General features: G+C 63.1%; 26 protein-coding genes. 7 read left to right on the top strand and 19 right to left on the bottom strand.

Features of this window, described 5'->3' with window-relative positions:
- Positions 1 to 62 precede the first annotated feature (62 nt).
- A complete protein-coding gene (locus ACCAA_RS04875; RefSeq protein WP_186406112.1) occupies positions 63 to 203 on the top strand; it encodes a hypothetical protein in 141 nt (46 codons plus the stop codon).
- Positions 203 to 748 carry a putative toxin-antitoxin system toxin component, PIN family gene (locus ACCAA_RS22700; RefSeq protein WP_425394454.1) on the top strand — a complete coding sequence of 182 codons (546 nt, stop codon included), beginning with the start codon at positions 203 to 205 and terminating at the stop codon, positions 746 to 748. Before ACCAA_RS04875 ends, ACCAA_RS22700 begins: the two co-directional genes overlap by 1 nt.
- On the opposite strand, the gene ACCAA_RS04865 is transcribed toward ACCAA_RS22700, so the two are convergent.
- A complete protein-coding gene (locus tag ACCAA_RS04865; protein ID WP_186406110.1) occupies positions 649 to 1,086 on the bottom strand; it encodes a type II toxin-antitoxin system VapC family toxin in 438 nt (145 codons plus the stop codon). The two genes, ACCAA_RS22700 and ACCAA_RS04865, sit on opposite strands and share 100 nt — an antisense overlap.
- Positions 1,083 to 1,316, bottom strand: coding sequence for a type II toxin-antitoxin system Phd/YefM family antitoxin (locus tag ACCAA_RS04860; protein ID WP_186406109.1), 234 nt, complete (start codon positions 1,314 to 1,316; stop codon positions 1,083 to 1,085). The genes ACCAA_RS04865 and ACCAA_RS04860 overlap by 4 nt, the downstream gene beginning before the upstream one ends.
- 805 nt (positions 1,317 to 2,121) lie before the next feature.
- On the opposite strand from ACCAA_RS04860, the gene ACCAA_RS04855 reads away from it, so the two are divergent.
- On the top strand, positions 2,122 to 2,979 hold the full coding sequence (locus tag ACCAA_RS04855; RefSeq protein ID WP_186406108.1) for an amino acid ABC transporter substrate-binding protein: 858 nt from the start codon (positions 2,122 to 2,124) through the stop codon (positions 2,977 to 2,979).
- Positions 2,980 to 3,147: 168 nt separating this feature from the next.
- The gene (locus ACCAA_RS04850; protein ID WP_186406107.1) at positions 3,148 to 4,452 is read left to right on the top strand and encodes a cation:proton antiporter; all 1,305 of its coding nucleotides are present in this window, start codon (positions 3,148 to 3,150) and stop codon (positions 4,450 to 4,452) included.
- Positions 4,453 to 4,490: 38 nt separating this feature from the next.
- On the opposite strand, the gene ACCAA_RS04845 is transcribed toward ACCAA_RS04850, so the two are convergent.
- From ACCAA_RS04845 to ACCAA_RS04820, 6 genes are all read right to left on the bottom strand, one after another.
- Positions 4,491 to 5,948: a DUF3375 domain-containing protein gene (locus ACCAA_RS04845; protein WP_186406106.1), complete on the bottom strand. Its 1,458-nt coding sequence runs from the start codon at positions 5,946 to 5,948 to the stop codon at positions 4,491 to 4,493.
- Positions 5,945 to 8,644: a DEAD/DEAH box helicase gene (locus tag ACCAA_RS04840; protein ID WP_186406105.1), complete on the bottom strand. Its 2,700-nt coding sequence runs from the start codon at positions 8,642 to 8,644 to the stop codon at positions 5,945 to 5,947. Before ACCAA_RS04840 ends, ACCAA_RS04845 begins: the two co-directional genes overlap by 4 nt.
- Positions 8,641 to 9,048 (bottom strand): type II toxin-antitoxin system VapC family toxin, encoded by a 408-nt coding sequence (locus tag ACCAA_RS04835; RefSeq protein WP_186406104.1) that lies wholly within the window; start codon positions 9,046 to 9,048, stop codon positions 8,641 to 8,643. Before ACCAA_RS04835 ends, ACCAA_RS04840 begins: the two co-directional genes overlap by 4 nt.
- Positions 9,045 to 9,284 carry a DUF2281 domain-containing protein gene (locus tag ACCAA_RS04830; RefSeq protein ID WP_186406103.1) on the bottom strand — a complete coding sequence of 80 codons (240 nt, stop codon included), beginning with the start codon at positions 9,282 to 9,284 and terminating at the stop codon, positions 9,045 to 9,047. The genes ACCAA_RS04835 and ACCAA_RS04830 overlap by 4 nt, the downstream gene beginning before the upstream one ends.
- 141 nt (positions 9,285 to 9,425) lie before the next feature.
- A complete protein-coding gene (locus tag ACCAA_RS04825) occupies positions 9,426 to 11,030 on the bottom strand; it encodes a site-specific DNA-methyltransferase (protein WP_186406102.1) in 1,605 nt (534 codons plus the stop codon).
- A gap of 6 nt (positions 11,031 to 11,036) precedes the next feature.
- Positions 11,037 to 12,167, bottom strand: a complete 1,131-nt coding sequence (locus ACCAA_RS04820) for a pyridoxal-phosphate-dependent aminotransferase family protein (RefSeq protein WP_186406101.1) — start codon at positions 12,165 to 12,167, stop codon at positions 11,037 to 11,039.
- A gap of 202 nt (positions 12,168 to 12,369) precedes the next feature.
- Between ACCAA_RS04820 and ACCAA_RS04815 the strand changes: the two genes are divergently transcribed.
- On the top strand, positions 12,370 to 13,440 hold the full coding sequence (locus ACCAA_RS04815; RefSeq protein WP_186406100.1) for a DUF808 domain-containing protein: 1,071 nt from the start codon (positions 12,370 to 12,372) through the stop codon (positions 13,438 to 13,440).
- Here the strand turns inward: ACCAA_RS04815 and pssA are convergent.
- The 4 genes from pssA to ACCAA_RS04795 all read right to left on the bottom strand — a co-directional run bounded on the left by pssA (position 13,428) and on the right by ACCAA_RS04795 (position 18,015).
- Positions 13,428 to 14,834, bottom strand: a complete 1,407-nt coding sequence (pssA, locus tag ACCAA_RS04810) for a CDP-diacylglycerol--serine O-phosphatidyltransferase (protein WP_245754439.1) — start codon at positions 14,832 to 14,834, stop codon at positions 13,428 to 13,430. The genes ACCAA_RS04815 and pssA overlap by 13 nt on opposite strands.
- Positions 14,824 to 16,266 (bottom strand): bifunctional 2-methylcitrate dehydratase/aconitate hydratase, encoded by a 1,443-nt coding sequence (locus ACCAA_RS04805; protein WP_186406099.1) that lies wholly within the window; start codon positions 16,264 to 16,266, stop codon positions 14,824 to 14,826. Before ACCAA_RS04805 ends, pssA begins: the two co-directional genes overlap by 11 nt.
- A gap of 94 nt (positions 16,267 to 16,360) precedes the next feature.
- Positions 16,361 to 17,509 carry a bifunctional 2-methylcitrate synthase/citrate synthase gene (gene prpC / locus ACCAA_RS04800; RefSeq protein WP_186406098.1) on the bottom strand — a complete coding sequence of 383 codons (1,149 nt, stop codon included), beginning with the start codon at positions 17,507 to 17,509 and terminating at the stop codon, positions 16,361 to 16,363.
- Positions 17,510 to 17,550: 41 nt separating this feature from the next.
- On the bottom strand, positions 17,551 to 18,015 hold the full coding sequence (locus tag ACCAA_RS04795) for a septal ring lytic transglycosylase RlpA family protein (protein WP_186406097.1): 465 nt from the start codon (positions 18,013 to 18,015) through the stop codon (positions 17,551 to 17,553).
- Between the two features lie 252 nt (positions 18,016 to 18,267).
- Between ACCAA_RS04795 and ACCAA_RS04790 the strand changes: the two genes are divergently transcribed.
- A complete protein-coding gene (locus ACCAA_RS04790; protein WP_186406096.1) occupies positions 18,268 to 18,786 on the top strand; it encodes a YqaA family protein in 519 nt (172 codons plus the stop codon).
- A gap of 23 nt (positions 18,787 to 18,809) precedes the next feature.
- Here the strand turns inward: ACCAA_RS04790 and lipA are convergent, their stop codons facing one another.
- The 4 genes from lipA to ACCAA_RS04770 form a co-directional block, all read right to left on the bottom strand.
- Positions 18,810 to 19,793: a lipoyl synthase gene (lipA, locus tag ACCAA_RS04785; RefSeq protein WP_186406095.1), complete on the bottom strand. Its 984-nt coding sequence runs from the start codon at positions 19,791 to 19,793 to the stop codon at positions 18,810 to 18,812.
- Positions 19,790 to 20,461 carry a lipoyl(octanoyl) transferase LipB gene (gene lipB, locus ACCAA_RS04780; protein ID WP_186406094.1) on the bottom strand — a complete coding sequence of 224 codons (672 nt, stop codon included), beginning with the start codon at positions 20,459 to 20,461 and terminating at the stop codon, positions 19,790 to 19,792. The genes lipA and lipB overlap by 4 nt, the downstream gene beginning before the upstream one ends.
- A 32-nt stretch (positions 20,462 to 20,493) precedes the next feature.
- Positions 20,494 to 20,763 carry a YbeD family protein gene (locus tag ACCAA_RS04775; protein WP_186406093.1) on the bottom strand — a complete coding sequence of 90 codons (270 nt, stop codon included), beginning with the start codon at positions 20,761 to 20,763 and terminating at the stop codon, positions 20,494 to 20,496.
- Positions 20,764 to 20,852: 89 nt separating this feature from the next.
- Entirely contained in the window at positions 20,853 to 21,986 is a 1,134-nt protein-coding gene (locus ACCAA_RS04770) for a D-alanyl-D-alanine carboxypeptidase family protein (protein ID WP_186406092.1), read from the bottom strand.
- 219 nt (positions 21,987 to 22,205) lie between these two features.
- Between ACCAA_RS04770 and ACCAA_RS04765 the strand changes: the two genes are divergently transcribed.
- On the top strand, positions 22,206 to 23,120 hold the full coding sequence (locus ACCAA_RS04765) for a GAF domain-containing protein (RefSeq protein ID WP_186406091.1): 915 nt from the start codon (positions 22,206 to 22,208) through the stop codon (positions 23,118 to 23,120).
- A 132-nt stretch (positions 23,121 to 23,252) separates the two neighbouring features.
- Here the strand turns inward: ACCAA_RS04765 and ACCAA_RS04760 are convergent, their stop codons facing one another.
- The 3 genes from ACCAA_RS04760 to ACCAA_RS21770 form a co-directional block, all read right to left on the bottom strand.
- Positions 23,253 to 25,013, bottom strand: coding sequence for a DUF389 domain-containing protein (locus tag ACCAA_RS04760; RefSeq protein WP_186406090.1), 1,761 nt, complete (start codon positions 25,011 to 25,013; stop codon positions 23,253 to 23,255).
- Positions 25,014 to 25,027: 14 nt separating this feature from the next.
- Positions 25,028 to 25,717, bottom strand: a complete 690-nt coding sequence (locus ACCAA_RS04755) for a hypothetical protein (RefSeq protein ID WP_186406089.1) — start codon at positions 25,715 to 25,717, stop codon at positions 25,028 to 25,030.
- Positions 25,718 to 25,781: 64 nt separating this feature from the next.
- On the bottom strand, positions 25,782 to 25,975 hold a 194-nt coding region (locus ACCAA_RS21770), incomplete at its 5' end, for a hypothetical protein (RefSeq protein ID WP_222104799.1).

Genomic DNA, 25,975 nt, shown 5'->3' with positions numbered 1-25,975 from the left:
TCTCGTGAAACGCCGGTCACGCTTTGGTGAAATCACCGGTCACGATGGCGTGAAATACGCAGTTGAGGAAACAGGCCGGCGAGGCCTTGCGCGACATGTGGGCACGCGTACCACGCGAGGAACTGACGCCGGAGATCGCACAGATGATCAATGAAGAAGTGCAGGCCGTGCGCCACGAGCGGCGCAAGCCGACTGCCGCTTGATGCGCTGGGTGCTCGATACCAATGTGGTCATCGCTGGTCTTCTGTGGACCGGGCATCCGAACCGCCTGCTCGATCTGGCCATCGACGGAAAAGTTACGCTCTACAGTAGTCCGACATTGATCGACGAATTGGCGCAGACATTGCGCCATTCGAAGTTCTCGCGGCGCATCGAACAGTGCGGCACCACGCCATCAACACTGACTGTCCGCTACAGCGCCCTGGTGACGATGATGTCGCCCACCCAGGTGCCCCGCGTGGTCGAAAACGATGCCGATGACAGGGGGCTACGGGTCAGTTCTCACATTCCAACAGTCAAGCGGGGCTACGCAAGTGAGATTAGGGGTCAGACCCGGGCCAGACCACGGTTTGCGGAGAAGCGGGGGAAAAACAGTGACACGGCTTTCCCGCACGTGCTACCCGAACCCCTGCGACTATTGAGGCGAGATCACAACCCGATGCCGCGTGAGGCACGAACCTTTACCAACTCGGCCGCCTTCAGCAATCCCTCGTCCAGGGTGTGGAGGACACTTGCTCGGTGGTTGTGAGCGATGGCCAGGTGCAAGGCATCTCCAGCGCGCAACTTGGTCTCGAAGCGCTGCACATAATTCTTGGCCAGTTCGTAATCCCCCGACGTCGGGACCAGCACAGGCCAGAACCTCAGAACCATGTCGTCGAACTGTACGATGGCCGTCAGTGCCTCGTCCCGCCTGAAGCTTCCCATTCTGACTTCGCGTGCGACGAGGCTTGCAAATTCGACCCGCGTCCACTGGCTGATGCAGAGTTGTTCCGGTAGCAGCGCGGCGATGAATTCCTCAACCGCTGCGCTCGTGGCTTCCTGGAGGATGAGTGGCGCGAGGAAGCTGGTGTCGAAATACAGATTCAAAGGCTCTCCTCGCGCGTTTCCCGCAGCAGGTCTGCACTCGGCTTACGCCACCGGGGCATCCTTGCTCGGAAGTCGGCGAGCGACTTGAGCGCTTCCTTTGGCTTCTCAACCTGACTGAGACGGGCAACCGGCTGCCCACGTCTGGTGATCACCACATCTTCCCCCGCTTCGACCTGAGTGAGCAGGTCGCTGAGGCGGGCCTTGGCATCTGCCAACGTTACAGTAGACACTGATTGCTCCTTCATCTGATCATTTAAGTTTATCCATCGTACCGCAAACCGTCTTGTTCAAGTAAGCCGAAGGCAGATGAGTTTGGCGCTTGGTGAATGAAACAATGGGGTGCCCGTTTGCCCTCATAACGAATGGGTGCGGCTCTTTTGAGCCACGGTTTCTCGGCGATCGGAGATTCGGCGGAGATTCGGGAGCCTCTGCGGCATGGGACGAGTGGAATTTCTCCTTGCCGCCGGGCGCGCCGGCGTGCCAGTCGCGGTACTCGATGACGATGAGTTGAACGCGGAGTTTGCTCGTAATGCTTGACCGGGCAGTGGTCAATGCGGGGCCTCGGGTCGCGCTCTCGCTGCTTGATCAACTCGATCTGCTGCCCAGTTTGTTTGCCGAATGCTGAATTCGGCAAGGGTGCTACCGGGAAATTTCCGCCTTCACGCCTCATCCAGTGCTTCTCTCGCCCGCCACCGCCCAATTCTTGGGCGCTGGCAACTTTCCCATACTGATGAATGCGCTAGGACAGATGTCCACGGCTGACCCACAGCTTACGCACAGTGTTGCTGGCGGGATTCCGGGACAGAGAAGCCATTTCGGACTTATCCACATCTTGCTCACAGCGCAGAAGTGTCAGTCTCGGATCATCTCGCCTCGTTGGTGTGGGCATGGGCAAATGATGTTACTGTCCCCCCGAATTGGCCCGCATCGGGCGCCGAATGGAGGCATGTGCCGTTGCTGTGGACACCTGCCGCGCCCGCATCAGCTCGGTCGCTGCGAATCACCGATGAACCCCACCACCACCAAGGAAGAAAAATGATCAAACGAACCCTGCTCCTCGCCGGGCTTGCCGCCAGCTTGGCTGTCGCCACGCCGGCCATGGCCGCCGAATCGGCCCTGGCCACGATCAAGCAGTCCGGGACGCTAAAGCTCGGTTACCGCGAGGACTCGATGCCTTTTTCATTTGTCGGTGACGACAAGCAGCCGCGCGGCTACAGCGTGGACCTGTGCCGGGTCGTCGCCGAGGACCTCGGCAAGCAACTGGGTCTGCCGAAGCTCGACGTGCGCTGGGTGCCGGTGACGGCACAGAACCGCTTCGAGGCGCTGAAGAGCGGCGCGATCGATATCGAGTGCGGCAACACGACGCAGACGCTGTCTCGTCGCGCCGACTTCGATTTCAGTCTGATGACCTTCGTCGATGGTGCCAGCCTGTTGTTTCGCGACGGCGAGGCTCCGTCGTCGGTTGAAGCGATCAAGGGACAGCGTGTCGCGGTGGTGGCCGGAACGACGACCGAAAAGACACTTGAAGAGCTGATCCGCACGGGCAAGATCGGTGTTCTGCTGATCAAGGTGGTGGACCACGATGCCGCCTTGAAGGCGCTGAAGGACAAGACCGCGACGGCCTATGCCGCCGATCGCACGGTGTTGATCACCACGGCTCTGGTGCGCGGGCAGGGTCAGGCCTTCGCGCTGTCCACGGTGCAGTTCAGCTACGAACCGTACGGCCTGGCCATGCGCCGGGATGCCGACTTGCGCCTGGCGGTGGACCGCACGCTGGCCAGGCTTTACCGCACCGGTGAGATCAGCCCGATCCTCACTCGTTGGTTCGAGCCGTTCGGCAAACCAAACGATGCCCTGCAGGCCATGTTCCTCATCAACGGACTCCCCGAGTAGGTTGCAGCGGCCGGCGGCGCGCGTAGGGAGTCCATCGGCTTTCATCATGAGCGCCCGGAGAGCGCCGCTCGAGCAAGCCTGGCGGAACCGCCCCGTCGGGGCTTTCGCGCGGCACAGGCGACGGTGCCACAAGTCGCTTCCCGCCCTCTATTGCCCAGGATCAAGGTCATGAACAACGCCCAATGGTTCCTGCTCGTCGGCGGCCTGCTGCTGACCATGGGGCTGAGCCATGCTACCCTCGCCCGCCTGCCGGTGACTTCGGCGATCATCTACCTGCTCGTCGGCCTGGTGATCGGACCGACCGTATTGAACCTGTTTCACTTCAATCCGCTCAAGCAGTCGGCGCTGCTTGAGGTCCTGACCGAGGCGGCGGTGCTGATCTCGCTCTACGCGGCAGGAGTCAAGATGCCGCTGCCGGTCAGCCTGCCGAACTGGCGGGCACCGATCCAGCTCGCTGTGGTATCGATGACCGTGACGGTCGGCCTGGTCGCCGCGTTTTCCCACTATCTGCTCGGCCTGCCGCTGGGCGCCGCGGTGCTGCTCGGGGCGATCGTCGCGCCCACCGATCCGGTGCTCGCCACCGACGTTCAGATCCGCCATCCCGGCGACCGCGACCGCCTGCGCTTCACGCTCACCTGCGAGGCCGGAATGAACGACGGTACGGCCTTCCCGCTGGTGATGCTCGGCCTCGGACTGCTTGGCCTGCATGCGCTGGGCGACCTCTGTCTGCGCTGGGCGCTGGTCGACATCGTGTGGGCCACGGCTGCGGGAATCGCCATCGGCGTGCTCTTCGGCGTCGCCTTGGCCCATCTCGCCAGGCGCCTGCGCGGCGCCAGCGATGAGTACCCGTTGATGGACGATTTCCTCGGGCTCGGCCTGATCGGCGTGGTTTACGGCGTCTGCGTGATGCTCAGCGCCTGGGGCTTCCTGGCGGTATTCTTCGCCGCCGTCGCCTTGCGGCAGACCGAACATCGGCTGGCGCAAGGCGACGCCTCGCCGTCGCCGGCGGGATTGCCCGACCGTCCAGAGAAGAAGATCGCCGCTGCCGAACCCGAAGCCCTGCCTTCGGTCAGCGTCGGTTCGCTGGTCTTCAAGGAGCACCTCGAAAGGCTGTCCGAGGTGCTGCTGATCCTGCTGATCGGTGGCACGCTGTTCCTCGACTCGTGGAGTTGGCGCGCGGTCGGACTCGCCGCGTTCCTGTTTGCTGTCGCCCGCCCGCTCAGTGTTCTGGTGGGACTGCTGGGATCCGGAAGTTCGTGGCGGGTATGCGGCCTGGCCGGCTGGTTCGGCGTCCGCGGCATCGGCTCGCTCTACTACCTGATGTACGCGATCGAGCACGGGCTGCCGCAGGAACTCGCGCTCGAACTCATCCACATGACCCTGATTGTGGTGACGCTGTCGATTCTGGTCCACGGAATCAGCGTCAAGCCGCTGATGGAGCGTTTCTGGAGCCGGCGCCGGAGCAGCCACTGAGCACCGGTTCCCGGCGCTCAGCTTGACCCATCCCCCACTCAGCGCACGAATATCACCCGCGACAGCCGCGCCTGCCTGCTGTGTTGCTGGCCATCGGCTCCGCTGCCGCGCCAGACGATCAGCTCGGTCACACCTTCGTCGACCACCGACTTGAAAGAATCGCCGGCGAGTTGCAGATAGGCCACCAGTTCGGCAAGACCATGCTCAAGTGGTCGCAGCTCGCACAGTTCACGCAGGGTCACCTGCGTGCGCTCCTGCAGCGCGTGGCGGATGTGGCGGGCGAGCTGCGCGCGGTCGACAACTACCTGCGAAAACAGCACCGCCGCGTCGACCTCGTCATCTTCCGCCGACTCGAGCGCCAGGTCGGCGATCGACGGCTTGATCGGCGGCGTATACAGCGGCCGCTCCATGGGCAATTCGATGTCGGCGGCGGTATCGGCGATGCTCATCACGACGCCCACCGGAGGCGTCTCGCGCAAGGCCAGTGCCTTGGCCTCGATGCCGTGCAGGATATCCATGATGCGCCGGTTTTCGAGCCATGCCTGGTCGTCGAGAAAACGGCGCAACTGCTGCGAGAGCTGGGCGACGGTACGCTGCGTGTGCTCGCCAGCCTCGAGCCAGTCGTAGTGCACGCGGCGTGTGCGCGCGTCGGGGCGGAGTTCGGCGACCGCCGGCAGGGTAAGCACACGCTCGAGCAGCGCGGTCAGCTCTTCCTGCCGGCGGCTGGACATCAGGAAGTCCCAGAAGGCGCGGAAGCTCCGTCCCTGGTCGGAGTCGGCAATCGCATCGCGTTCGCCCATGATCTCTTCGAGCAGGGCTCCCTTGGCGCCTTCCCACAGGGCGATGCGTTCGCGCACGCGTCGATCGAGGCCGCGAAAGTTGTGTTCGACCTCGCGAAAGTCGGCCAGCAGTTCGCGTGCCATGGCGATGAACTGCTGAAAGCGATCGCGCAGCGCCGAGTCGTCGAGCATCGGCAGGTCACCGGACAGCACGCGGGCGATCTCGGCATCGATCTCGTCGCGCCGCCGCTGCAATTCGGCAACACGCGCCTCGGGGTCGGTCTCGCTGCCCTCGCTCATCTGTTTGAGCAACTCGAACAGAGTCAGCAAGCGCGACTCGGTGCCGACGAAACTGCGCTCGGCGAGCGTCCCCAGCCAGGCGATCGCCTTTTCGGTCGCCGGCATCAGGTCAAAATGCGGTTCATCCGACCCCTGCGCGTAGAACTTGCGCAACCAGCCCTTGTCATTGGCCGCCCAGTCGTTGAGGTAATCGAGCGCCGATCGCGGGAAGGCTTCGCTACCCAGGCGGTCGCGCAAGGCAAAGAGCTCGTCTTCGAGCGCCTCGGCGAGGTCGGCCTGGGCCATCACGCGAACGTTCGGCGCGACGAACACGCGCTGCAGAAAGCTCGCCACCAGTGGCGCGTGCTCCGAGCGCAGCAAGCGCCACGCCGGATGACTCTGGCGCAGCAGTTCGAGGGTCGCATAGTCTAGGGTCATGACAGCAATGCCTCGACGGCGTCCCAGCGCTTGTCCTTGACCATCACGAAACGACAGCGGCCATCCGAAAGCTCGGCCCACAGCCCGCCGATCAGTCGATCGTCAGCGGCGGCGGTCCAGCGGTCGGCGCCCTTGGTTTCGACTGCCAGCACGACGCCGGTCGGCAGTTGGCAGAGAAAATCAGGATAGAAACGGCCATCGGCTTTTTGCAGGAAGAACGAGCAGCCCTCGCGCCGCACCAGATTGCGCAGCCAGTGCCGGATGCGCCCTTTCTGCGCCTGCGTATCCAGCCAGCAAGCGCAGGCGAATTCGTCGGCGCTATCGAAGTCGCCGAGCCGACCGTAATAATGCTTGCGGAAATCGAAGCGGCCAAAGCGTCCGTCATAGTCACGGCTCGGCGCATAGGCCTGCGGGTGGAAGTCGAAGACGCAGACCTCGCTGACGGCGACGCGCGAAGCGGCGTCACCAGCGAACAAGGCTTGTTGAAAGGCTTTGCCGACGGCCTGCTTGCGCAGGGCGCTGATGCGTGCCTCGATCAGCTTGCGGATCAGGAACTTCTGCAAATTGGCGCGACCGAGCGTCAGCTTTTCCGCGCCGAGCAATTCGCTCAGCCAGGCGGCGACAAAGGCCTGCTTGCTGGCATGCGTGAGCGACGGCTCCGGAAGGTTGCGGCACAACCAGGCCGCCAGGCGCAGCTCGCTCCAGTTCTCAGGCTGATAGGCGAGGCCGAGATCGCGTTGCAGTTCCGGCAGAAAACGTGAAACCACGCGCCCCGAGCCGGCCTCGACATCGATCTCGCCACCCTCGGAGACTTGCAGACCGGCGCTCAATACGCTCAGCTCATCGCTGGTCGGCAGCGCATCGTAGAGCGAAAGGTCCCACGGATATTCCAGCAGCTCTGGGTCGTCGAAGAGCTTGAATTCACCTTGCCAGCGCAGCGCGAGCTGCGGGACCTGAAAACGGTCACCGACTTCTGCAGGTGTATGGAAGAACTCGAGAGCCGTCGTGCGGCTGACCTCGGCCGCCTCGACGATCGCCGCGACGGCGGCTTCTGATCTGACCGACCCGGTCAGCGCTGCGGTCTCTTCCTCGGTCAAGGGCGCGGTGATCAATAGCGTGTTCAGCCTGACATCCCAGCTCAGCTTGTTGCGCAGCGGCTTCGACAGAGCCTTGAGATCAGGCTTTTCCGACAGCGTCACCGGCACCGGATGCACGACGACGCGCCCACCGTGTCCGTCGAGATCGAGCCTGGCCTGTTCGGCCCTGGCGGCGGTGACGAATTCGCCCACCTCGCGCCGTTCGAAGCCCGCCCCGGCGACCAGGCGGTCGCGCAGCGCGCTCGCCGTTTCGGCAAAATTGCGTGACACCACGAAGGCATACGACTGATTGAGTGCTGCGTCAGACCGGCGGCTGGCGCCCGGCTGGCGCAGCACTCGCCCGAGGAGCTGTTCGACGGCCGTCGCCGAATGCAGCGAGGCCATGCTGACCAGGATGTAGGCGAACGGACAATCCCAGCCCTCGGCCAGCGCCCGCTGGGTGATGACGTATTTCACCGGGCAGGCCGGGTCGGCAATGCCGAGCTGGTGATCGGCGTCGATCTTCTCGAGCCCCTTTTCCTCGCCGGTAGCGACGACGATCTCGTCGGCCGGTATCCGGTGATTGCCGATCAGTTCATCGCGCACGCGCTCGACGTCGAGTGTCTCGACACCGCTGCGGTGCGGTTCGGCCTGAATCAAGACGATCGGGCGCAGGTAGGCAGCTCCGGCGCGGCGCTCCTGATCGGCGAGCTGGTGCAGGGCGTCGCGGCGGCCGATCGCGTCGGCGAGGCACTGCTGCCAATTAGGCTCGGTTTCCAGCACTACCGGCAACTTGATCATCTCTTCCGCTTTCAACTCGGCGGCCGAAACGCTGTGCAGCACGTTCGACGGCGTCCGTTCGAGATCGGGGGTTGCCGTCAGCTCCATCACGCCCCCGGGGCGGAAGCGAGCGAGCATGTCGAAAGCAAGTTCGGTGCGACTGTTGTGCGCTTCATCGACAATGACGAAAGGCCGCCGCAGACGCAGCACATTGGCCAGCGAACAGGGTGCATACGGCGTCGTCTGTCCGGCGCCTTCGCTGTCCTTGAGCAGCGCGTCGCGCTGGGCCGCCGCGAGGTGCTCGAAGTGATGCATCAACGCGCCGCTCGACTGGTACACCTTGCGGCACTCTTCGTCCTCGACCTGAAACGCCTGCCGCGTGGCGACGATGATCGCCGTCGAGGTATCGAGCGTCGCGCGGGTGACGCTCTTGGCGTCTTCCAGATCCATCACCGTGATCGGACCGGCGTCGCGCAAGGCGGCATGGTAGGGATGTCGGCGATCCCGCAGCGCGCGCAGCGTCTGGTCACGGATCGGTTTGCTCGGCACCAGCCACAGGATGACGCTGTATTCGCAATGCAGCAGGTGGGTGTTGACCAGTGCCACGCTCTTCGCCGCCAGCCAGGTCTTGCCGCCGCCGGTCGGCACGCGCAGACAGAAGTACGGCATGTCGGCCGGAAAGCCGGACAGCGGGTGGTAGGCCAGCCCGCGGCCCCAGAGGCGCTCGGTCGTCGCCGTGAACGCCAGCGAGGGCGAACGCTGCTCGTGGCATGAGCGGAAATACGTATCGATGCTTTCGAGCACCTGCGACTGGTAGGTTTTCGGGGCAAAGCCGGTCATGCATCATCCTGCCAGTTTTCAATGGACAAACCTGGCACTCGCGAGAATTCCGAAATATTGCGCGTCACGACACACAGCCCTCCCGCACGGGCAATCGCCGCAATTTGCAGGTCGTAGGGACCGATGGGACGGCCCTCGCGCGCCAGCAGCGCGCGAATATCACCGCAGTGTTCGGCCGCGCGATCATCGAATGGCAGGCTCTGTATATGGATCATCAGTTCCCTGATGCGCGCCTGATTCTCGGCAATGCGCTGGCTTTTGCAAGCGCCAAACCACAATTCTGCCCACACCGGAGCGCACAGAAAAAGCGCATCGATCCCCGCACGGCCTACCCCCGCAGCGATCACTGGATGTCCCTTCAGCAAGCCAATCCAAGCATTGGTATCGAGCAGAAAGCCGCTCATTCGAGCGACTCCCTGGGAGCATCGCATCCGAGATCGGTATCGTCGACGTTGTCCGGAAAATCATCGCCGAGGCAGCCGGCAAACCGCTTGATAAAGGCACTCGTTGTCAAGCTGGGAGCATCCATCGCTTGGATATGGTAGCGCTTTTCGAGGTAAGCAACGAAGTCGAGCGCTTCCCGCTGCAAGTCCACCGGCAGTGCACGCACGTGGGCATCAATGGCGTCAGGCAGATTCATGTTTACACTCCTATCATGAACGATGAGATGGTCAGTGTTGGTGAGGATAGCGGGTTCTCTCGCTACACGCGCTGCCCGCAACAGCACGTTCCAGGAACCGCGCAAATCCGAATTGTTTGCCGATTCGAGAGGCCTTTTCATCTACACCTCCAGCGCGTAAGGAGTTTGCCTGAAGGTCACGCCCTCACGTGCAGCGCGCGTGCCGAGGCGATTGGCGGCGGCGTAGATCACTTTCGGGCCGGCGAACTCGGGCAGTGCATCGAGGACCGGCCCGGTCAGCACGTTGCCACCACCGAGCGACTGATCCTTCAGGATGCCGTTGTACAGCAGATAGATCGCCCTGCCCTCTTGCACGCCGATCAAGGGCGAGTCGCCGCGTCCGCTGTAGCCGGTGCCAGTCTCGGCCAACCAGACGAACTCGGCCAGTTGCGCGAAGGTCACGTCCGGGCGGATTTGGCCATCGGCGGCGAACAGCGGTTCGGCCGACAGGCGGCAAAACTGGAAACCGCCGCCCAGACCGTCGACCGCTTGCCCCTTGGCATTGGTATAGCCCGTGGCCGCACGCCTGATGCGCTCGGCAGTGACCTTGCGGGCAATGCCGTCGTCCATCTCGACCAGGACGAACCGGCGGCTGCCGCCGTCTTCGGCGTTCTGTTTCAGAACTGCGTGGCCGGTGGTACCGGAACCGGCGAAGGAGTCAAGAATCAGTGAGTCCTTGTCCGAGGCGATTTGCAGGATGCGCTGGATCAGCGCGGTAGGTTTCGGCGTAACGAAGAGATCGCTGGATGCGCCGAGATTGAGAACCTGGCTGATTTCTTGCTTCGAGTGACGCGTACTCCCCACTTCCTGCCAAGGCCATAGCGTTCTCGGGACCACACCGTCCTTTACGTCGCTCAGGAAGCGCTTGATGCCGGGACGATTACTACCGGCTTTGCCCCACCAGATTCGATTGTCCCGATCCAGTTCCCAGAACTTCTCCTCGCTTACACGCCAATAGCTGCCGGACGGGGGACCATCGACGACTTTTCCTGATGGCGTTGTAATCGGATATCGGCCCTGTGCATAGAAATTCCGCGCCGCCAGATCACTGAGCAACCACGGGCCTCTTGGGTCGCGATCAGGATTCTTGTAGCGAGCAACCATCGCCTCAGTACGTGGTAGCGGGTTTGGCGTCCAATGGTCTTTGTTAGCCGCATACAGAACAACGTACTCGTGATCTTCGCTCAGATGGCGCGCGCTATTTTTTGGGCTGTCCATCATGTTCCATATGGCCGTCGCGACAAAATTCTTCGCCCCAAAAATCTCATCCATCAACAAACGCAGCGTCGCCACCTCGTTGTCGTCGATCGAGATCCAGATCGAACCATCGTCGCGCAGAAACTGACGCAGCAACACCAGCCGCGGATACATCATGCACAGCCAGCGGTCGTGTCGATCGAGCGTCTCGCCTTCCTTGCCGACCACCTCGCCCAGCCAGCGGCGAATCTCCGGGCTGTTGACGTTGTCGTTGTACACCCAGCCTTCATTGCCGGTGTTGTAAGGCGGGTCGATGGTGATGCACTTGACCTGCCCGGCGTAGCGCGGCAGCAGCGCCTTGAGTGCATCCAGGTTGTCGCCCTGAACGATCAGGTTACCGCTGTCGGCGGCGCCGCACGACCGTTCCGGAACCGGATCGAGCAAACGGAACGGCACTTCCCGGTGATGCTTGACGACGGCTTCCTTGCCGATCCAGTTGAGCGTTGGCATGCGGGTTCAGTGCATGACCGCGTCGAGCGCGTCGGCAAGACTCTGCACGGTGCGCGCGGGGTTGTGCAGCTTCTCCAGCCCGAACAAGCCGATGCGGAAAGTGCGGAAGTCGGCTGGCTCGTCGCATTGCAGCGGCACGCCGGCAGCCGTCTGGACGCCGATGGCAACGAATTTCCTGCCCGACTGGATTTCCGGGTCGTCGGTATAGCTCACCACCACGCCCGGCGCCTGGAAGCCTTCCGCGGCGACGCTTTTGAAGCCTCTGGCGGTGAGCATCTCGCGTACCCGGCGGCCGAGTTCCTGCTGCTCCTGGCGTACGCGGTCGAAACCGTAGTGCTCGGTTTCGAGCATCACCTCGCGCAAGGCGGCCAGGGCGTCGGTCGGCATCGTCGCGTGATAGGCATGGCTGCCATTTTCGAAAGCGTCCATGATCTGCATCCACTTCTTCAGGTCGCAGGCGAAGCTGGTGCTCGTCGTCGCGTCTATCCGGGCGCGTGCCCGCTCGCCAAGAACGACCAGCGCGCAGCAGGGTGAGCCGGCCCAGCATTTCTGGGGAGCGCTGATCAGCACATCGACCTGGTTGGCAACCATGTCGACCCACACCGCTCCGGAAGCAACGCAATCGAGAACGAAAAGGCCGTCTACGGCGCGCACGGCTTCGCCGACGGCACGCAGGTAGTCATCGGGCAGGATCATCCCGGAGGCGGTCTCGACGTGGGGCGCGAAAACGACCGCCGGCCTTTCGGCGTGGATACGGGCGACGACCTGGTCGATCGGCGGTGGCGCGAAAGGCGACTGAGTTTCGTCGCCAAGACGCTGTGCTTTCATGACCATGCTCGCCGCCGGAATCCGGCCCATGTCGAAAATCTGCGTCCAGCGAAAACTGAACCAGCCGTTGCGGATCACCAGGCACTTTGTGTCGGTGGCGAACTGACGCGCGACGGCTTCCATGCCGAAGGTCCCGCTGCCCGGAACGATGATTGCGGTCTCGCCGTTGTAGACCGTCTTGAGAATTCGCGCGATGTCCTTCATCACGCCCTGGAAGCGCTGCGACATGTGATTCAACGCGCGGTCGGTATAGACCACCGAATATTCCAGCAAACCTTCGGGATCAGGTTGGGGCAGCAGTGCAGGCACGATGGTCTCCAGTGGGTAGGTGTGAGTGGTGTGGGGTGTGATCGCGGCGAGCGAGACGGGCAGGATACCGCCAAGTCCTGCCGCTGCGCCAGTCTCGGGTCGATCGACCGAGCGAACGCCGGCGCGCGAAGGGGTAGAATCGGCGTCTTTCGCTGCCCGCGGCTGCGACGTCGGTAGCTCTTCCTCAGAACGGGAGCCCTCAATGGCCGGAGCCAGCCTGCTTGCCCTGATCGATGATATCGCGACGGTGCTCGACGATGTCGCCCTGATGACCAAGGTAGCAGCCAAGAAAACCGCTGGCGTACTCGGCGACGATCTGGCGTTGAACGCGCAACAGGTGTCAGGCGTACGAGCCGAGCGCGAGTTGCCGGTGGTCTGGGCAGTCGCCGTCGGTTCGCTGAAGAACAAGCTGATCCTCGTCCCGGCGGCACTGGCGATCAGCCGCTTCGCACCCTGGGCGGTGACGCCGCTGCTGATGCTCGGCGGCCTCTACCTGTGTTTCGAAGGGGTCGAGAAACTGGCCCACAAGTGGCTTCATGGCACCACCGATGACGGTGCGCAAGGCGGTGAACACTCGGCAGCGCCGGCCGATGGTGACCGCGACTGCGCAGCGCCTGCCGCCGGAGTCGTTGGCTTCGCAGCGCCAGGCACCGCGAATGCCGACCGCTCAGCGCTGGCCGACGAAGATGTCGACCTGGCGGCGTTCGAGGCCGACAAGATCAAGGGAGCGATCCGTACCGACTTCGTGCTCTCGGCCGAAATCGTCGTCATCGCGCTCGGTACCGTCGCCGACACATCTTTCACCACGCAGGTCGCGGTCTTGTCGGCGATCGGGATGATCATGACCGTCGGCGTCTATGGCGTCGTCGCCGGAATCGTCAAGATGGACGACCTCGGCCTCCACCTGCTCACGCAGACCAGCACAGCGGCGCGAGCGATCGGCAGGGCACTGCTTCTGGCCGCGCCGCGCCTGATGAAAGCGCTGACCGTGATCGGCACGGCAGCGATGTTCCTGGTCGGCGGTGGCATCCTGACCCACGGCATCCCGCCGCTGCATCACGGGGTCGAGCACGCTGGCGACCTTGCCGGCACGGTGGCCGGCGTGGGCGGCGTCCTCGAGGCGCTGACGCCGCTCCTGCTCGACGTGATCGTGGGAATCGTCGCTGGCGCTTTGACGCTCCTTGGCGTCAAAGCGATCGGCGCTGTCCGCAGTTCGCTCGGCAGGCAGCGGCACAAGGACCCACCCGATGACCGGGACAGTCAGAGTACCTGATTCACCAGGCGGTCGGCGCGGGTCCGGGCGAGGCGTTTGAGCAGCCGCTGGACGGGCAAGGGATAAGTATCGACGGCGTCTAGAGCGTGGTGGTGATCAAGCCGCCGCGTGTGCGCCAGGATGCGTTCAAGTTCATCCCCGTGCTGCACGACCAGACGACTCTGCGGATCGTGGATCAGCAGTGCGTTTTCCAGATCCAGACGCCAGGCGCGCGGATTGATGTTGCTGCCCGTGAGCAACGCGCAGTCGTCATCTACCAGCAGTCCCTTCAGATGAAAGCTGTGCTTTTCGTGGCGCCAGAGGTGCAGGTTGAGCAGGCCCTGGTCGACGGCATCCTGGTGCGTCTTGCAGAAACGGCGCAGGTTGCCCTCGTAGAGGTACGGCAGTGCGCCGATGGTCGTGAAAGGCTCGTCAGGAGGGATGTAGAAGTCGTTCGCGGTCTTGTCGCCGACGACGATGGTGACCCGGCAGCGTTGCTGGAGCCTGTCTTCGAGCGCCCGGCGAACAGGGCCCGGAAGGTTGAAATAGGGCGTGAAAAGAACCAGGCGTCGCTCGGCGCGCCGGATCAGTTGCAGAATCACGGCATTGAGCTGATTGCCGCGCGGACCAAAACCAAGCAGCGGCGTGATGCCCACCTGGCCCTCGCGAATCACCCCCGACACCAGGCGGTAGTTGCTGTTCGCCAGCAGCCTGCGGAACTTGCCGATGGCGCTGCGCAGCGCTGCCGTCTTCGGCCGCACTGCGTCATCCACAGAGCCAACCGCCGGGCTCGGTCGCAAGACCTCGGTCGCCAGATCGGCCATGCTGTCAGCCAAGGGACGACTGTCGATCAGGTGGTAGCGATCGAGGCGGTAACGCTGGTGGCGATGCAGATAGGCATCGTTGATGCTGGCGCCACTGTAGAGAACCGAATCGTCGATGACCAAGCCCTTCAGGTGCATGACGCCCATCAACTCTCGACTGTGCACCGGCACGCCGTAAATCGGCACGCCAGGACCCAGGCGACGAGCCATCTCGGTGTACAAGGCCGTATTGCCGGCGCTGGCGCCCTGGCCGACCAAGCCGCGCTGGGCGCGGTGCCAATCGACGAAGACCGCGATCCGTAGCGCCGGTCGCGTAGCTTTGGCAGCATACAAGGCCGACAGTACCTCTCGGCCGGCATCGTCATCCTGCAGATAGAGCGTCGTGATCATGATTCGCTTGCTGGCCCTGGAGATCAGTCCGAGCAGTGTGGCGCGGAATTCGTCAGGCCCCGACAGCGTCCGGATGCCTGCCACCGGCACGGGAATGTGGGCCAGTCCATCGAGAGCCACCAGCCGGCCGTTGCGGCCGCGCAGGCGCCGCACGACGGCCTCGGCGAAGGCCGTGGTCCGGGGAAGGAGCTCAGGCGACATACTGGCCCAGGTAATCATTGACGGGCAATGTTCCGAGGCCTTCCAGGTCCAGCGAAGACTTCAGGATGGCCTCCTGCTGGCCGACGGGAAAGCGGCGCGCCAGGTGGTTCCTGAACTTCTCGATCAGTACCGGGATACCTTCGACGCGTCGCCGACGGTGTCCGAGCGGATACTCCGAAACCAGTTCGGCAGTCCGGCTGCCGTCGGCAAAGAATACCTGCATCGCGTTGGCGATCGAACGTTTTTCCGGATCCAGATAGTCTTTTGAGAAAGCAGTCTCCTCGATGACTTCGATCCTGGCGCGCAGCGCGTCGATGCGCGGATCGGCCGCCGCCTCGTCCTCGTAGGCTTCGGCTGTCAGTCGGCCATTGATCAGGGCAAAAGCGACCATGTACTGAAGGCAGTGGTCGCGGTCGGCCGGATTGTGCAGCGGACCCCTCTTGTCGATGATCCGCAACGCCGATTCGTGCGTGCGAATGACGATTCTGTCGATCGCCGCGAGTCGTCCAGAAACCTGCGCATGCAGTCTGACCGCACACTCGACCGCCGTCTGGGCATGAAACTCGGCCGGAAAACTGATCTTGAAGAGCACGTTCTCGATCACGTAATTAGCGTACGGTCGCGGCACGCTGAACCCCTGCCCCCCGAACAGCACGTCGTAGAAACCCCAGGTCCTGGCGGTCAGCACCGACGGGTAGCCCATTTCTCCCTTGATCGAGAAGAGCGCCAGAAGGACGCCGCGAGCGCTCGCATCGCCGCCGGCCCAGGACTTGCGCGAACCGGTGTTGGGAGTATGGCGATAGGCGCGCAAGGGCTGGCCATCGACGAAAGCCTGCGAGACAGCGTTGATGATCTGCTCGCGTCCGCCACCCATCAGCCAGGTGCATACCGCAGCGGTCGCCACCTTGACCAGCACGACGTGGTCCAGCCCGACGCGATTGAAACTGTTCTCGAGGGCCAGCACTCCCTGAATCTCGTAAGCCTTGATCATCGCTTCGAGTACCTGCTGCATCTGCAGTGGTGCCTGGCCGCTGGCCACACGCGTCCGCGACAGCCAGTCGGCAGTGGCGAGAATACCTCCTAGATTGTCGGAGGGATGACCCCATTCTGCTGCCAGCCACGTATCGTTGAAATCGAGCCAGCGAATCAGCGTGCCGATGTTGAAGGCCGCGAGCACCGGGTCCAGGGCAAACCCGGTACCCGGAACTCGGGCACCGTTGGGGACCACCGTGCCCGGGATGATCGGTCCAAGGAGCTTGGTACAGGCGGGGTAGTTGAGTGCGTCCAGTCCGCAGCCAAGCGCGTCGATAAGACAGTAGCGCGCGGTCTCGAAGGAACTCCTCGGCGCCCCCTGAAAGTTTAGAACATAGTCGGCGATATCGACCAGGACCTTGTCCGGATCAGGGCGCGTGCCCGGTAGGTGCGTGCTCATGGCGTTTCTCTTGGTGCTCTGTCGCGCCGCCGCGAGGAACGGAAAGGCCGTACCGTCGGTTGCCGGCTGGCCGAGCCTCGACGCAGAAAGCGCCTCACGTGCGCTGCGCGACGGTGATGAACTCCTGCGGCTCCGGCCCGACATAGTTGGCCGAAGGACGAATGATCTTGCCGTCGACGCGCTGCTCGATGACGTGCGCTGCCCAGCCGCTGGTCCGGGCAACGACAAACAAGGGCGTAAACATCGGTGTCGGGACCGCCAGCATGTGATAGACCACAGCCGAGAACCAGTCGACGTTGGGAAACATTCGCTTCTGCTCCCACATCACCGCCTCGATGCGACCGGCAATGTCGAAGAGCACCGGATTGTCGCCATCGGTGCACAATTGTTGGGCAACGGCACGGATCACCCTGTGGCGTGGATCGGCGAGGGTGTACAGCGGGTGGCCGAAGCCGATGATGATCTCCCGGCTCTCAAGGCGGCGGCGGATGTCCTGCTCGGCGTGCTCGGCGTCGTTGTAGCGGCTCTGAATCTCGAAAGCCACCTCGTTGGCACCGCCGTGGCGGCGCCCGCTCAGCGCTCCGATGGCACCACTGATGGCCGCATAGATGTCGGCGCCGGTACCGGCGATGGTCCGCGCGGCAAAAGTCGAGGCGTTGAACTCGTGCTCCGCATACAGCACCAGCGACTTGTCGAGGCTACTGGCGTGCAGCGGCGTCGGTGCCCGGCCCCGCAACAGGTGCAGAAAGTGCGCGGCGATCGAATCGTCATCGGTTTCGGTTTCAATGCGCCGACCGTTGTGCGACCAGTGATACCAGTAGAGCAGCATCGAAGCGAAACCGGCAATGAGCCGATCGGCAATTTCGCGTGCCGCGCCGGGATTGTGGTCCTGCGCCTCGGGCAGGATCGTTCCCAGCGCCGAACAGCCGCTGCGCAGGACATCCATCGGGTGTGCCGACGCCGGCAGGTTCTCGAGCACCGGCCGCAGCATCACCGGCAAGCCGCGCAGCGTCTTGAGCTTCTTCTTGTACTGGTTGAGCTGAGTCAAGGTCGGCAGCCGCCCGTAGAGCAGCAGATAGGCCACTTCTTCGAAGGTGGCGTGCTCGGCCAGAGCGATGACGTCGTAGCCCCGGTAATAGAGGTCATTGCCAGCGCGCCCAACGGCACAGATCGCCGTATCGCCGGCCACCACACCGGAGAGCGCAACGGATTTCTTGCCTTTGGCCACTCCGCTTTCAAGCATCTCGTCCATCATCTCCTCCCCGTGTCGAGAAGTCGCTCATCCTACCACTCGTCGGCACGCAGGTGCACGGGTGGCATGAACGCCAGGGTGCAGGCGTTTTCGTGTCCGATCAGGTATTTCGGCAGGGCAACCACTTCGACATCGGTGACCCCCGCGTCAATCATTCCCAGACGCACGGCGGCCTCACGCGACAGGTCGATGACGCGATGCCGATGGCCCATGCGGTCATTGATGGTGACCACGACACAACGCGCAGACAACACGCGGCGCACGGCGACGATCGTACCCAGGGGAAAGCGGCTGCTCGCCGCCGAGATGAGGCGGTGGTGATAGTGCTCGCCGGAAGCGGTCTTGCGCCCCGAGAAAGCTGAACTGTAGAAGCTGGCTCGGCCGGAAATGATCGGCGGCGCCTCGGAGCGTTCGCGCGCTGTCCCGAGAGAAGGGGCGGGTTCGCCGCGAGCGAGTCCGGACACCAGCAAAGCCAGCAGGGCAAGCGCGCGCTTCACTGAGTGCGGGCGCGGTGAGCCCGTCAAGGCGGCCAGCAAAGTTCGCTGCCCTGATCAAGACCGATGACTATTCGTCCACCAGGACGCATGATAAAGTTTCTCCCACCGGCAGTTGAGATGGATCAATGACTTGATGCTGCGTAAGCATATCCTGCGGACTATCGTGCGCACAACCCCCCAACCATCACGCTGGCGCCCCAATCGCCCCATGCCGCCGTCAGCGAGAAGCTGCCGCCAGGAGGCCCTGCCGAAATGAAAACGCACGTTGTTCCCGACGGGCTGCGACGACTGCTGCTGCGCAGCGTCGCCCATCGCTACTATTCACTGGTGGTCACGGCGATCGCCTTTGCGGCAACGATCACCTTCAGCTTCCCGTTCGTCGCCGTACTGGTCCCCGCGGTGCTGCTGGCCCCCAGGCGCTGGTGTGCGCTCGGCCTGCTCAGCGGCATTGCCAGTGGCTGTGGCGCGGCTGTGCTGGTCGAGATCTTCCAGCACCTGGGCGAGGCGTTTGTCGTCTCGCACTACCCGGAACTGGTGCACTGCGAGGCCTGGCGACTGGTCAGCGACTGGCTGCAGCAATGGGGCCTGGTGGCCATGCTGATCATTGCCGGATCACCGCTACCGCAGACACCAGCGCTGCTCTTCTGCGCCCTCGCCGACGTGTCGACGCTGGGCATCCTGGTCGCCGTCGGGGTCGGCAAGACGACCAAATACCTGGCCCTGGCCTGGGCCACGGCGCGCTATCCGACGCGCTTCATGCGCTACAACTGATCCACGCTCGTGGCGGCAGCGTCTCAGGCGACACCGGCGGTGTGCGCCTGCACATCGGCCCAGTAGCTCGAACGTACCATCGGCCCACACGCGGCGCCAGTGAAACCCATCGCCAGTGCCTCGCGTTCGTACATTTTGAAGACCTCCGGATGCACGTAACGCTCTACCGGCAGGTGGTGGCTCGACGGTGCCAGGTACTGGCCAATGGTCAACATTTCAACGTCGTTGGCGCGCAGGTCGCGCAGGATATCGAGGACCTCGTCATCGCTTTCGCCGAGGCCGACCATCACTCCCGATTTGGTCGGCACCTGCGTATAGCGCGCCTTGAAGGTTTTCAGGAAAGCCAGCGAATGCGCGTAGTCGGCTCCCGGACGCGCCTGCCGATAGAGGCGCGGCACCGTTTCCATGTTGTGGTTGAGTACGTCGGGCAAAGCCTGTCCGAGCACGTCGATGGCGACCTCCATGCGTCCCCGGAAGTCGGGAACCAGCGTTTCGATGATCGTCCCGGGCGACCGCCGACGGACCTCTGTGATGACATCGACAAAGTGCTGGGCGCCACCGTCGCGCAGGTCATCGCGGTCGACGCTGGTGATCACCACGTAGCGCAGCCTGAGCCGGGCCACGCTGTCGGCAAGATTGGCCGGTTCGTTGACATCCGGCGGCAGCGGCTTGCCATGGCCCACGTCGCAGAACGGGCAGCGGCGTGTGCAGAGGTCACCGAGGATCATGAAGGTCGCTGTGCCGCGCCCGAAGCATTCGCCGATATTGGGGCAGGCAGCTTCTTCGCAAACGGTGTGCAGATTCTGCTCGCGCAGCATCTTTTTGATTTCGCCAAAGCGACCGGCATCGTTACCAGCCTTGACGCGAATCCAGTCGGGCTTGCGCTGTGGCGCCTGCGGGACGATCTTGATCGGAATCCGGGAAGTCTTCAATTCGCCCTTTTCCTTGACCCCGGCAACTCTGGCTGGCGGCCGGATGGCCTCGTGATCTTCATTTTGAATGCTCATTGCTTGCGCTCCAGTTGTGCTCCGAGGCGCCTCAGCAACGCCGCAGCCGCCTGCGATGGGGTCAACGAAATACCGAGGTCCCTCGTCTGTGTGACCGGCATGCCAGCGTAGCCGCAGGGATTGATGGCCGCGAAAGGCGACAGATCCATATCGACGTTGAGGCTGACGCCGTGATAGCAAGCGCTCTTCCGCACCCGCAGGCCAAGCGCCGCGACCTTCGCCGGCCCGACATAGACACCCGGCGCGCCGCCGTGCCGCCCGGCCGTCACGCCCTGCTCGGCAAGGAGGTCGATGACCGCCTGCTCAATGGCGGTCACCAGCTCGCGCACCTTCAGCGACCTCCTGGCCAGATCCAGCAGCAGATAAATCACCACCTGACCGGGGCCGTGGTAGGTGATCTGACCACCCCGATCGCTCTTCACCAGCGGGATGCCGATGTCGGCGAGCAGGTGCTCGGGCTTGCCCGCCTGGCCGAGGGTGAACACCGGCGCGTGCTCGCAGGACCATAATTCGTCGGCCGTTTCTTCCGTGCGCAAGGCGGTGAAGTCGATCATCGCCCGCCAGGTCTGCTGGTAGTCGGTGCGGCCCAGGTGGCGTATCAGCAGCGGCCAGCGCTCACCACTGCTCGCCGGCAGAAGTTCAGCATCCAGGCCTGCCTCGCCAGCCATCGCCCCTCCCCCGACGCGCATCGGAGCAACACTCACAGGACGATTCTGACCAGGGGATGACCGGTCAGTTCCCGGTACAGCGTGTCGAGCTGCGCCTTGCTGGTTGCGGTAATGGTACAGGTGAGGCTGACATACTTGCCGCCCGATGAGGCGCGCATTTCCATCGTCGCACCGTCGAAATCCGGTGCGTGGCGCAGAACGACATCAAGCACCGTCTGCGCCAGCGCGTCATCGGCCAGTCCCATGATCTTGAGCGGGAACGGGCAAGGGAATTCGAACAGGCTTTCCCCGTCTTCAGACATCGGCCGTCCTACGCTCTGCCGGCCATCGGTCGGCGAACCACGACCGTCCGACGCCCGCCACGCAGTACGCGGTCGCCAACATCCGGCGGCTAGTTGAACCACAGCCGGACGGTGTCGACCATCCGGCCGACAATTCCCGCGCTCGGTACCGCTTCAAGCGCCAGCAGCGGGTATTCGCCGAAAGGCTTGCCATCGAGGCTGACCTTCAGGGTGCCCAGCACTTGCCCCTGCGCCAGCGGCGCCATCAGCCGCTGTTGCGGGATCAGCTCGGTCTTGATTTTCGGCGCGAAGCCCTTGGGAACGACGACCACGAAGTCGTTGGCGAAGCCGATCTTGACCGCGTTTTCCTGACCTTTCCACACTGGCAGCGTCGAGACCGCTTCATTCCTGGCGTACAACTGCACGGCGTCATAGAACTGAAAGCCGTAGCTGAGCAGCTTGAGTGACTCCTGGGCGCGTACCTTGTCAGACGCAGCGCCAAGCACCACCGACAGCAGGCGACGCGAACCGCGTTTCGCCGACGAAACCAGACAGTAGCCAGCCGCTTCGGTGTGACCGGTTTTCAGACCATCAACGGTCGGGTCTATCCAGAGCAGACGATTGCGGTTCGGTTGCGTGATGTTGTTGTAGCGAAACTCCTTCAGCGCGTAGTACTTGGCGTAGTCCTCGGGAAAGTCACGAATCAGCGCGGCCGCCAGGGTCGCCAGGTCACGCGCCGTCGTGTAATGCTGCGGATCAGGCAGGCCGCTCGCGTTGCGGAAGCTCGACTCCTTCATGCCCAGTCGCTGTGCCTCGCGATTCATCATCTGCGCGAAGTTCTCCTCGTCGCCGGCAATCGCCTCGGCAAGTGCGACACAGGCATCGTTACCTGATTGCACGATCATACCCTTGAGCAGGTCCTCGACCTTGACCTGCGTGCCGACCTGGATGAACATCCGCGACCCCCCGGTCTTCCAGGCTTTCTGGGACACCGGAACGGCCTGATCAATCTTGATCGTTCCCTGCCTGAGCGCCGCAAAGGTCAGATAGGCGGTCATCAGCTTGGTCAGCGACGCCGGGTCCAGGCGCTGGTCAGCCGCTTGCGAGGCGAGTTCCTGGCCTGAAGAGACTTCGACCAGCAACCATGACTTGGCGGCCAACACCGGCGGAACAGGCAATTGCTGGGCGGCGGCGAGCACGGGAAGGCAGAGCAGAATGAGCAATAAGGATCGAAGCTTGAGCATGGCTGGATTCTTGGCAAAGTGCGGATTATAGCAAGCGCTCCCGGCGCAGCCTGTACGTCTTTTGTGACCAGGGAATTGCGGAAACGCCGCCGTTCCGTGATTTACCGCATACCCCACCGGGCATCCGCGCACGTACGATGAGCGCTGTTTTGGCAAGTGCGTCCACCCGCCAGCGGGCATCACGGGATCTCAATATTGCCCTCCTTCAACTCATCTTCAATGCTGCCACCTCTAAAACCCCTATCGAGTTCCCTTGACTTGCAGGGCGCGTTTGCGCAGTTGTCCAGAAAGGGATTTGCCGGCGGCAGCCTGGACGAGACCTTGCGCCAGCTCACCGCTGCGACGGGTCGGATACTCGACATCGAGCGCGCCAGTCTGTGGGGCCTGACGGCCCAGCGTGCGACGCTTGAGTGCATCGACCTCTACGAGCTTTCCCGCAACCGTCACAGCAGTGGCGTGACGCTGCACGCCGCGCACTATCCGGAATACTTCCGGGCACTGGCGCGCGGCGAACCGATTGTCGCCGACAATGCCCTGGTGCATCCATGCACGCAGGAATTCGCTGACCACTACCTGCTGATGAATGGCATCAGTGCGGTCATCAACTCGCCGATTCATGTCAATGGGGATTTGCAGGGGGTCCTCTGTATCGAGCGCGTCGGTCCGCACTCGGCGTGGACCTCGATGCAACGATTGTTTGCGCAGGCCATCGCCAGCCTGGTCAGCCTGGCGCTGCTGCAATCGCAGCTCGTCGTCGTCGAGGGCGAACTGCGCGATGCCAACAATCTTCGACGCGCATTGTTCACCGGTGCGCGTGACGCAATCGTCATCTCCGACGGTCACACAGGGCATATTCTCGACGCCAACCCACAGGCGGAAAGACTCTTCGGGCGGCGTGTGCAGCAACTGCTCGGCGTTCTGCAGAGCGAACTGCATGCCGCCGGCGACGACCGTCAGGTGCGCGAATTGTGCACGCTGCGGGGCAAAGCGGAAAAAGGCGAAGCGGTCCGCGGCGAGGTCGTCAATGGCGACGGCCGCCTCGTCCCGGTCGAGATGACCGGCCAGGTGGTGCAGCTCGAACAAGGCAAGAAGATTTTTCAGGGGGTCTTCAGGCCACTTGACCGACCCGTTTGACTTCAGAACCGGCGCCAGCATACCCTGTCACGTCGGCCGTAAGCGTCCAGCGCACCCAGAGGTGGGTGCGCTGGACGCTTACTCACCACGAACGCGCAAGACACCCTAGAGTCGGTGCAACAGCAGGTTCGCTTAATTCGACTGATGGGTTCGTTCTGTCTGATCCAGGCTGGCGCGCTGGCGGGCGAGTCCCTGCTCGATTGAGCGTTGCACCGTGGTGAAACTCTTTGGCCCGACTATCAGGCCGTTTGGCGTGAGTACGGAAAGCGCGATGGAAGTACCAGCAATCTTGGCAAGGCTCTTTTCCACCCTGTCCACGTTGGCCGGCCGCAGCACCTCGGCGCTGACCACTTCCGCCCGCACTTCCCATCCGTTTGCAGACTTCGCCGCATCAATGCTATTGACGAAGGTATTCGCGATCAGCTCCAGTTCGGTCTTGCCACGCGTTTCAAGATCCTGCTGAACGGCTCGGTCGGCTGCGGTCATCGGTGCGAACAGCGCGTCACCAAGCAGCACGCGCCCCTTCGTCGTGATGTCGCTGGTCGTCGCGGCGCGCACCAGCAGGGTGGCGGTTGGGTCGTTGAGCCGCTTGCGAATCGTTTCTTCGGCAATCTTGACTTGTGACGAAACAGGCGGACGGCTACCCGACGCAGTGGCAACGATCACCGGGCCAGTCGGCAATTGGACGAGTTGTACGTCTTGCAATTCGAAGGCCTGACGATAGCTCACCAGTTCCCGGAGAACCTGCTCGGCAGTTTCCGTCATCCGTACATTGGCCGTCACGCTGGCGGCAATGAAGTGGCCGTCGAGGTTGACGGTCGGCAGCAGGTTTGCCGAACCTGCTGCCGCTACATCGTGCGTGATGGCGCATCTGACGAACAGGCTGATCTGCCGATTGACCTTTCCCGAAACGGCTTGCTGCATGGCCTTGACCTTCTGCGGTGAGAATGATCGCGGCGAATTGACCGTTGCCAGTACACTGACCGAGCCGTCCGCCGCCTGATCATAGACAATCCTCGAAAGCCGGGCACCGGCATCATCCGCAAGGGAGTGCTCGATGGTGGTGACGATCGACTGGTTGAGGCGCCAGTCATCAATGGTGGCGACGAGTTGGCGGGTGAGGATGGCGGCAACGGCGAGCAGGCCGATGCCGGCAGCGGAAAAGCGCTTCAAGAAGTCGGTCCGTGTGCCAATCTCCGCGCGGGTAACGAACCCGGCCAGAATGAAGATCGCGGCGGAGACGGCGAGTATGGCAAGAAAGTTGGCAAAGAACAGCAGGAAGGCTCCCCAGGCGCCATCGTACGCGCCGAACGCCAAAGACAGACCGGAGGTGGCGAGTGGCGGCGTCAACGAGGTGGCAATCGCCACCCCCGGCAACGCCGGACTGGTCCGCTCATCGACCAGCGCCAGGCCACCGGCGAGGCCAGCCAGGGCTGCCACGAACAGATCGAGCAAGGACGGCTTGGTGCGCGCCAGCATTTCCGGCGTCACTTCCAAAGCAAACGGCAACAGACCCAGGACCAGGGCAAACGCGATGATCAGCAGTACGCCACCGAACTCGGCGATCAATGCGTTGCGCAACAGACGCAAATCGCCGCGGGAAAGCGCCAGGGCAATGCCGAAGATCGGCGCCATCAGCGGTGAGACCAGCATGGCGCCGATGACCACCGCCGCGCTGTTGGCGAGCAAGCCGAAGGCAGCGATGCCCGCGGATACGAGTAGCAACACGTAGTACAGCGGCCTGGGTATGGAGCCGTGGGCGATATCGTCGATCACCGCTGCCTTGCGTTGTTGCGATACGGACCACAGGGCGACTAGCGGCACATCCAGATCAGTGCGCTTCGAACTCGGGTCGGGACGAAGCGAGTCCTCCGCTGCGCTGTTGCTATTCATGACGGCGCAGGTAGCTAGTAGGGATTGAAGATCGACGGAGCGACCGTGCCCTTCGCAGGCGCGGTCGATGGTGAGCGTGATGAGGGCGGCGGCGCTTCCACCGGCTGCGGCGACGGTGACTGTGGCACCTCGGCCGCTTGCGGCGCCGGAGACGTTGGCGGTTCGACTGGATGCGGCGACGGTTCGACCGCTTGCGGTGCCGACGACTGCGGCGGCTCGACCGCTTGCGGCAAAGGCGACTCGGCCACCGGTTGACTCGTGGGTTCTTGAGCTTGTTGTGGCGGCCTATGCTTCGGCGGACGCCAGAGTAGCTGCGCGTTTTCTACCCATCCCGTTTCGCCAGTCGATTCGACGCGCACGTGGGCAAAGCCCCTGTCCAGTTGATCCCGATAGAGCTTGGTGTACTGTGGCAGGCGCTTGATGATGGCTCCGCCGGGGCTCCGGTGAAAGGGCAGATCGGGCAAGGCGGCGTAAAAGACGCCTTCAACGGCTGCCGAGCCGCTCGTCTCCGAAGTTACCGCACCGACTCCAGGGATGTGTTTTTCGAGCGTCGAACACCCGCCCAAACCAACGACGAGCCCAGCGGAACACAGTAAGGACGTGAGGTGCTTCGAGTGTTGAATCATCCCGGCGGATTCCCAGAAAGGAACGCTATCGGCAATGCGGCGAGAGGTCAACGGATAGCGCAGGCGTTGCGTGTCCATTATAGCGTTACACCCAGTGCGCAAAGTTGGAATTCCAGCCCGCCTCAAACATCCCATAAGTATTTCACGCGAATTTCAGGCCGGCTTGATTTTCCGAAAGTCTTTTCGCGGCGACGTCGTCCTCGACTTGTCCGATTTTCTCGAAGCCAAGGTCGATGGCGACAAATTCTTCGCGGAGAACTTCATCACCAACGGGGTAAGCGTTTAGCCCCCCTACCACACGTACCGAGCAGGTTGGTGCGGAGCGCAGCGCTTGCC

The sequence above is a fragment of the Candidatus Accumulibacter aalborgensis genome (assembly GCF_900089955.1).
Lineage (GTDB): Bacteria > Pseudomonadota > Gammaproteobacteria > Burkholderiales > Rhodocyclaceae > Accumulibacter > Accumulibacter aalborgensis.
This window is presented reverse-complemented; position numbering and strand designations above follow the sequence as displayed.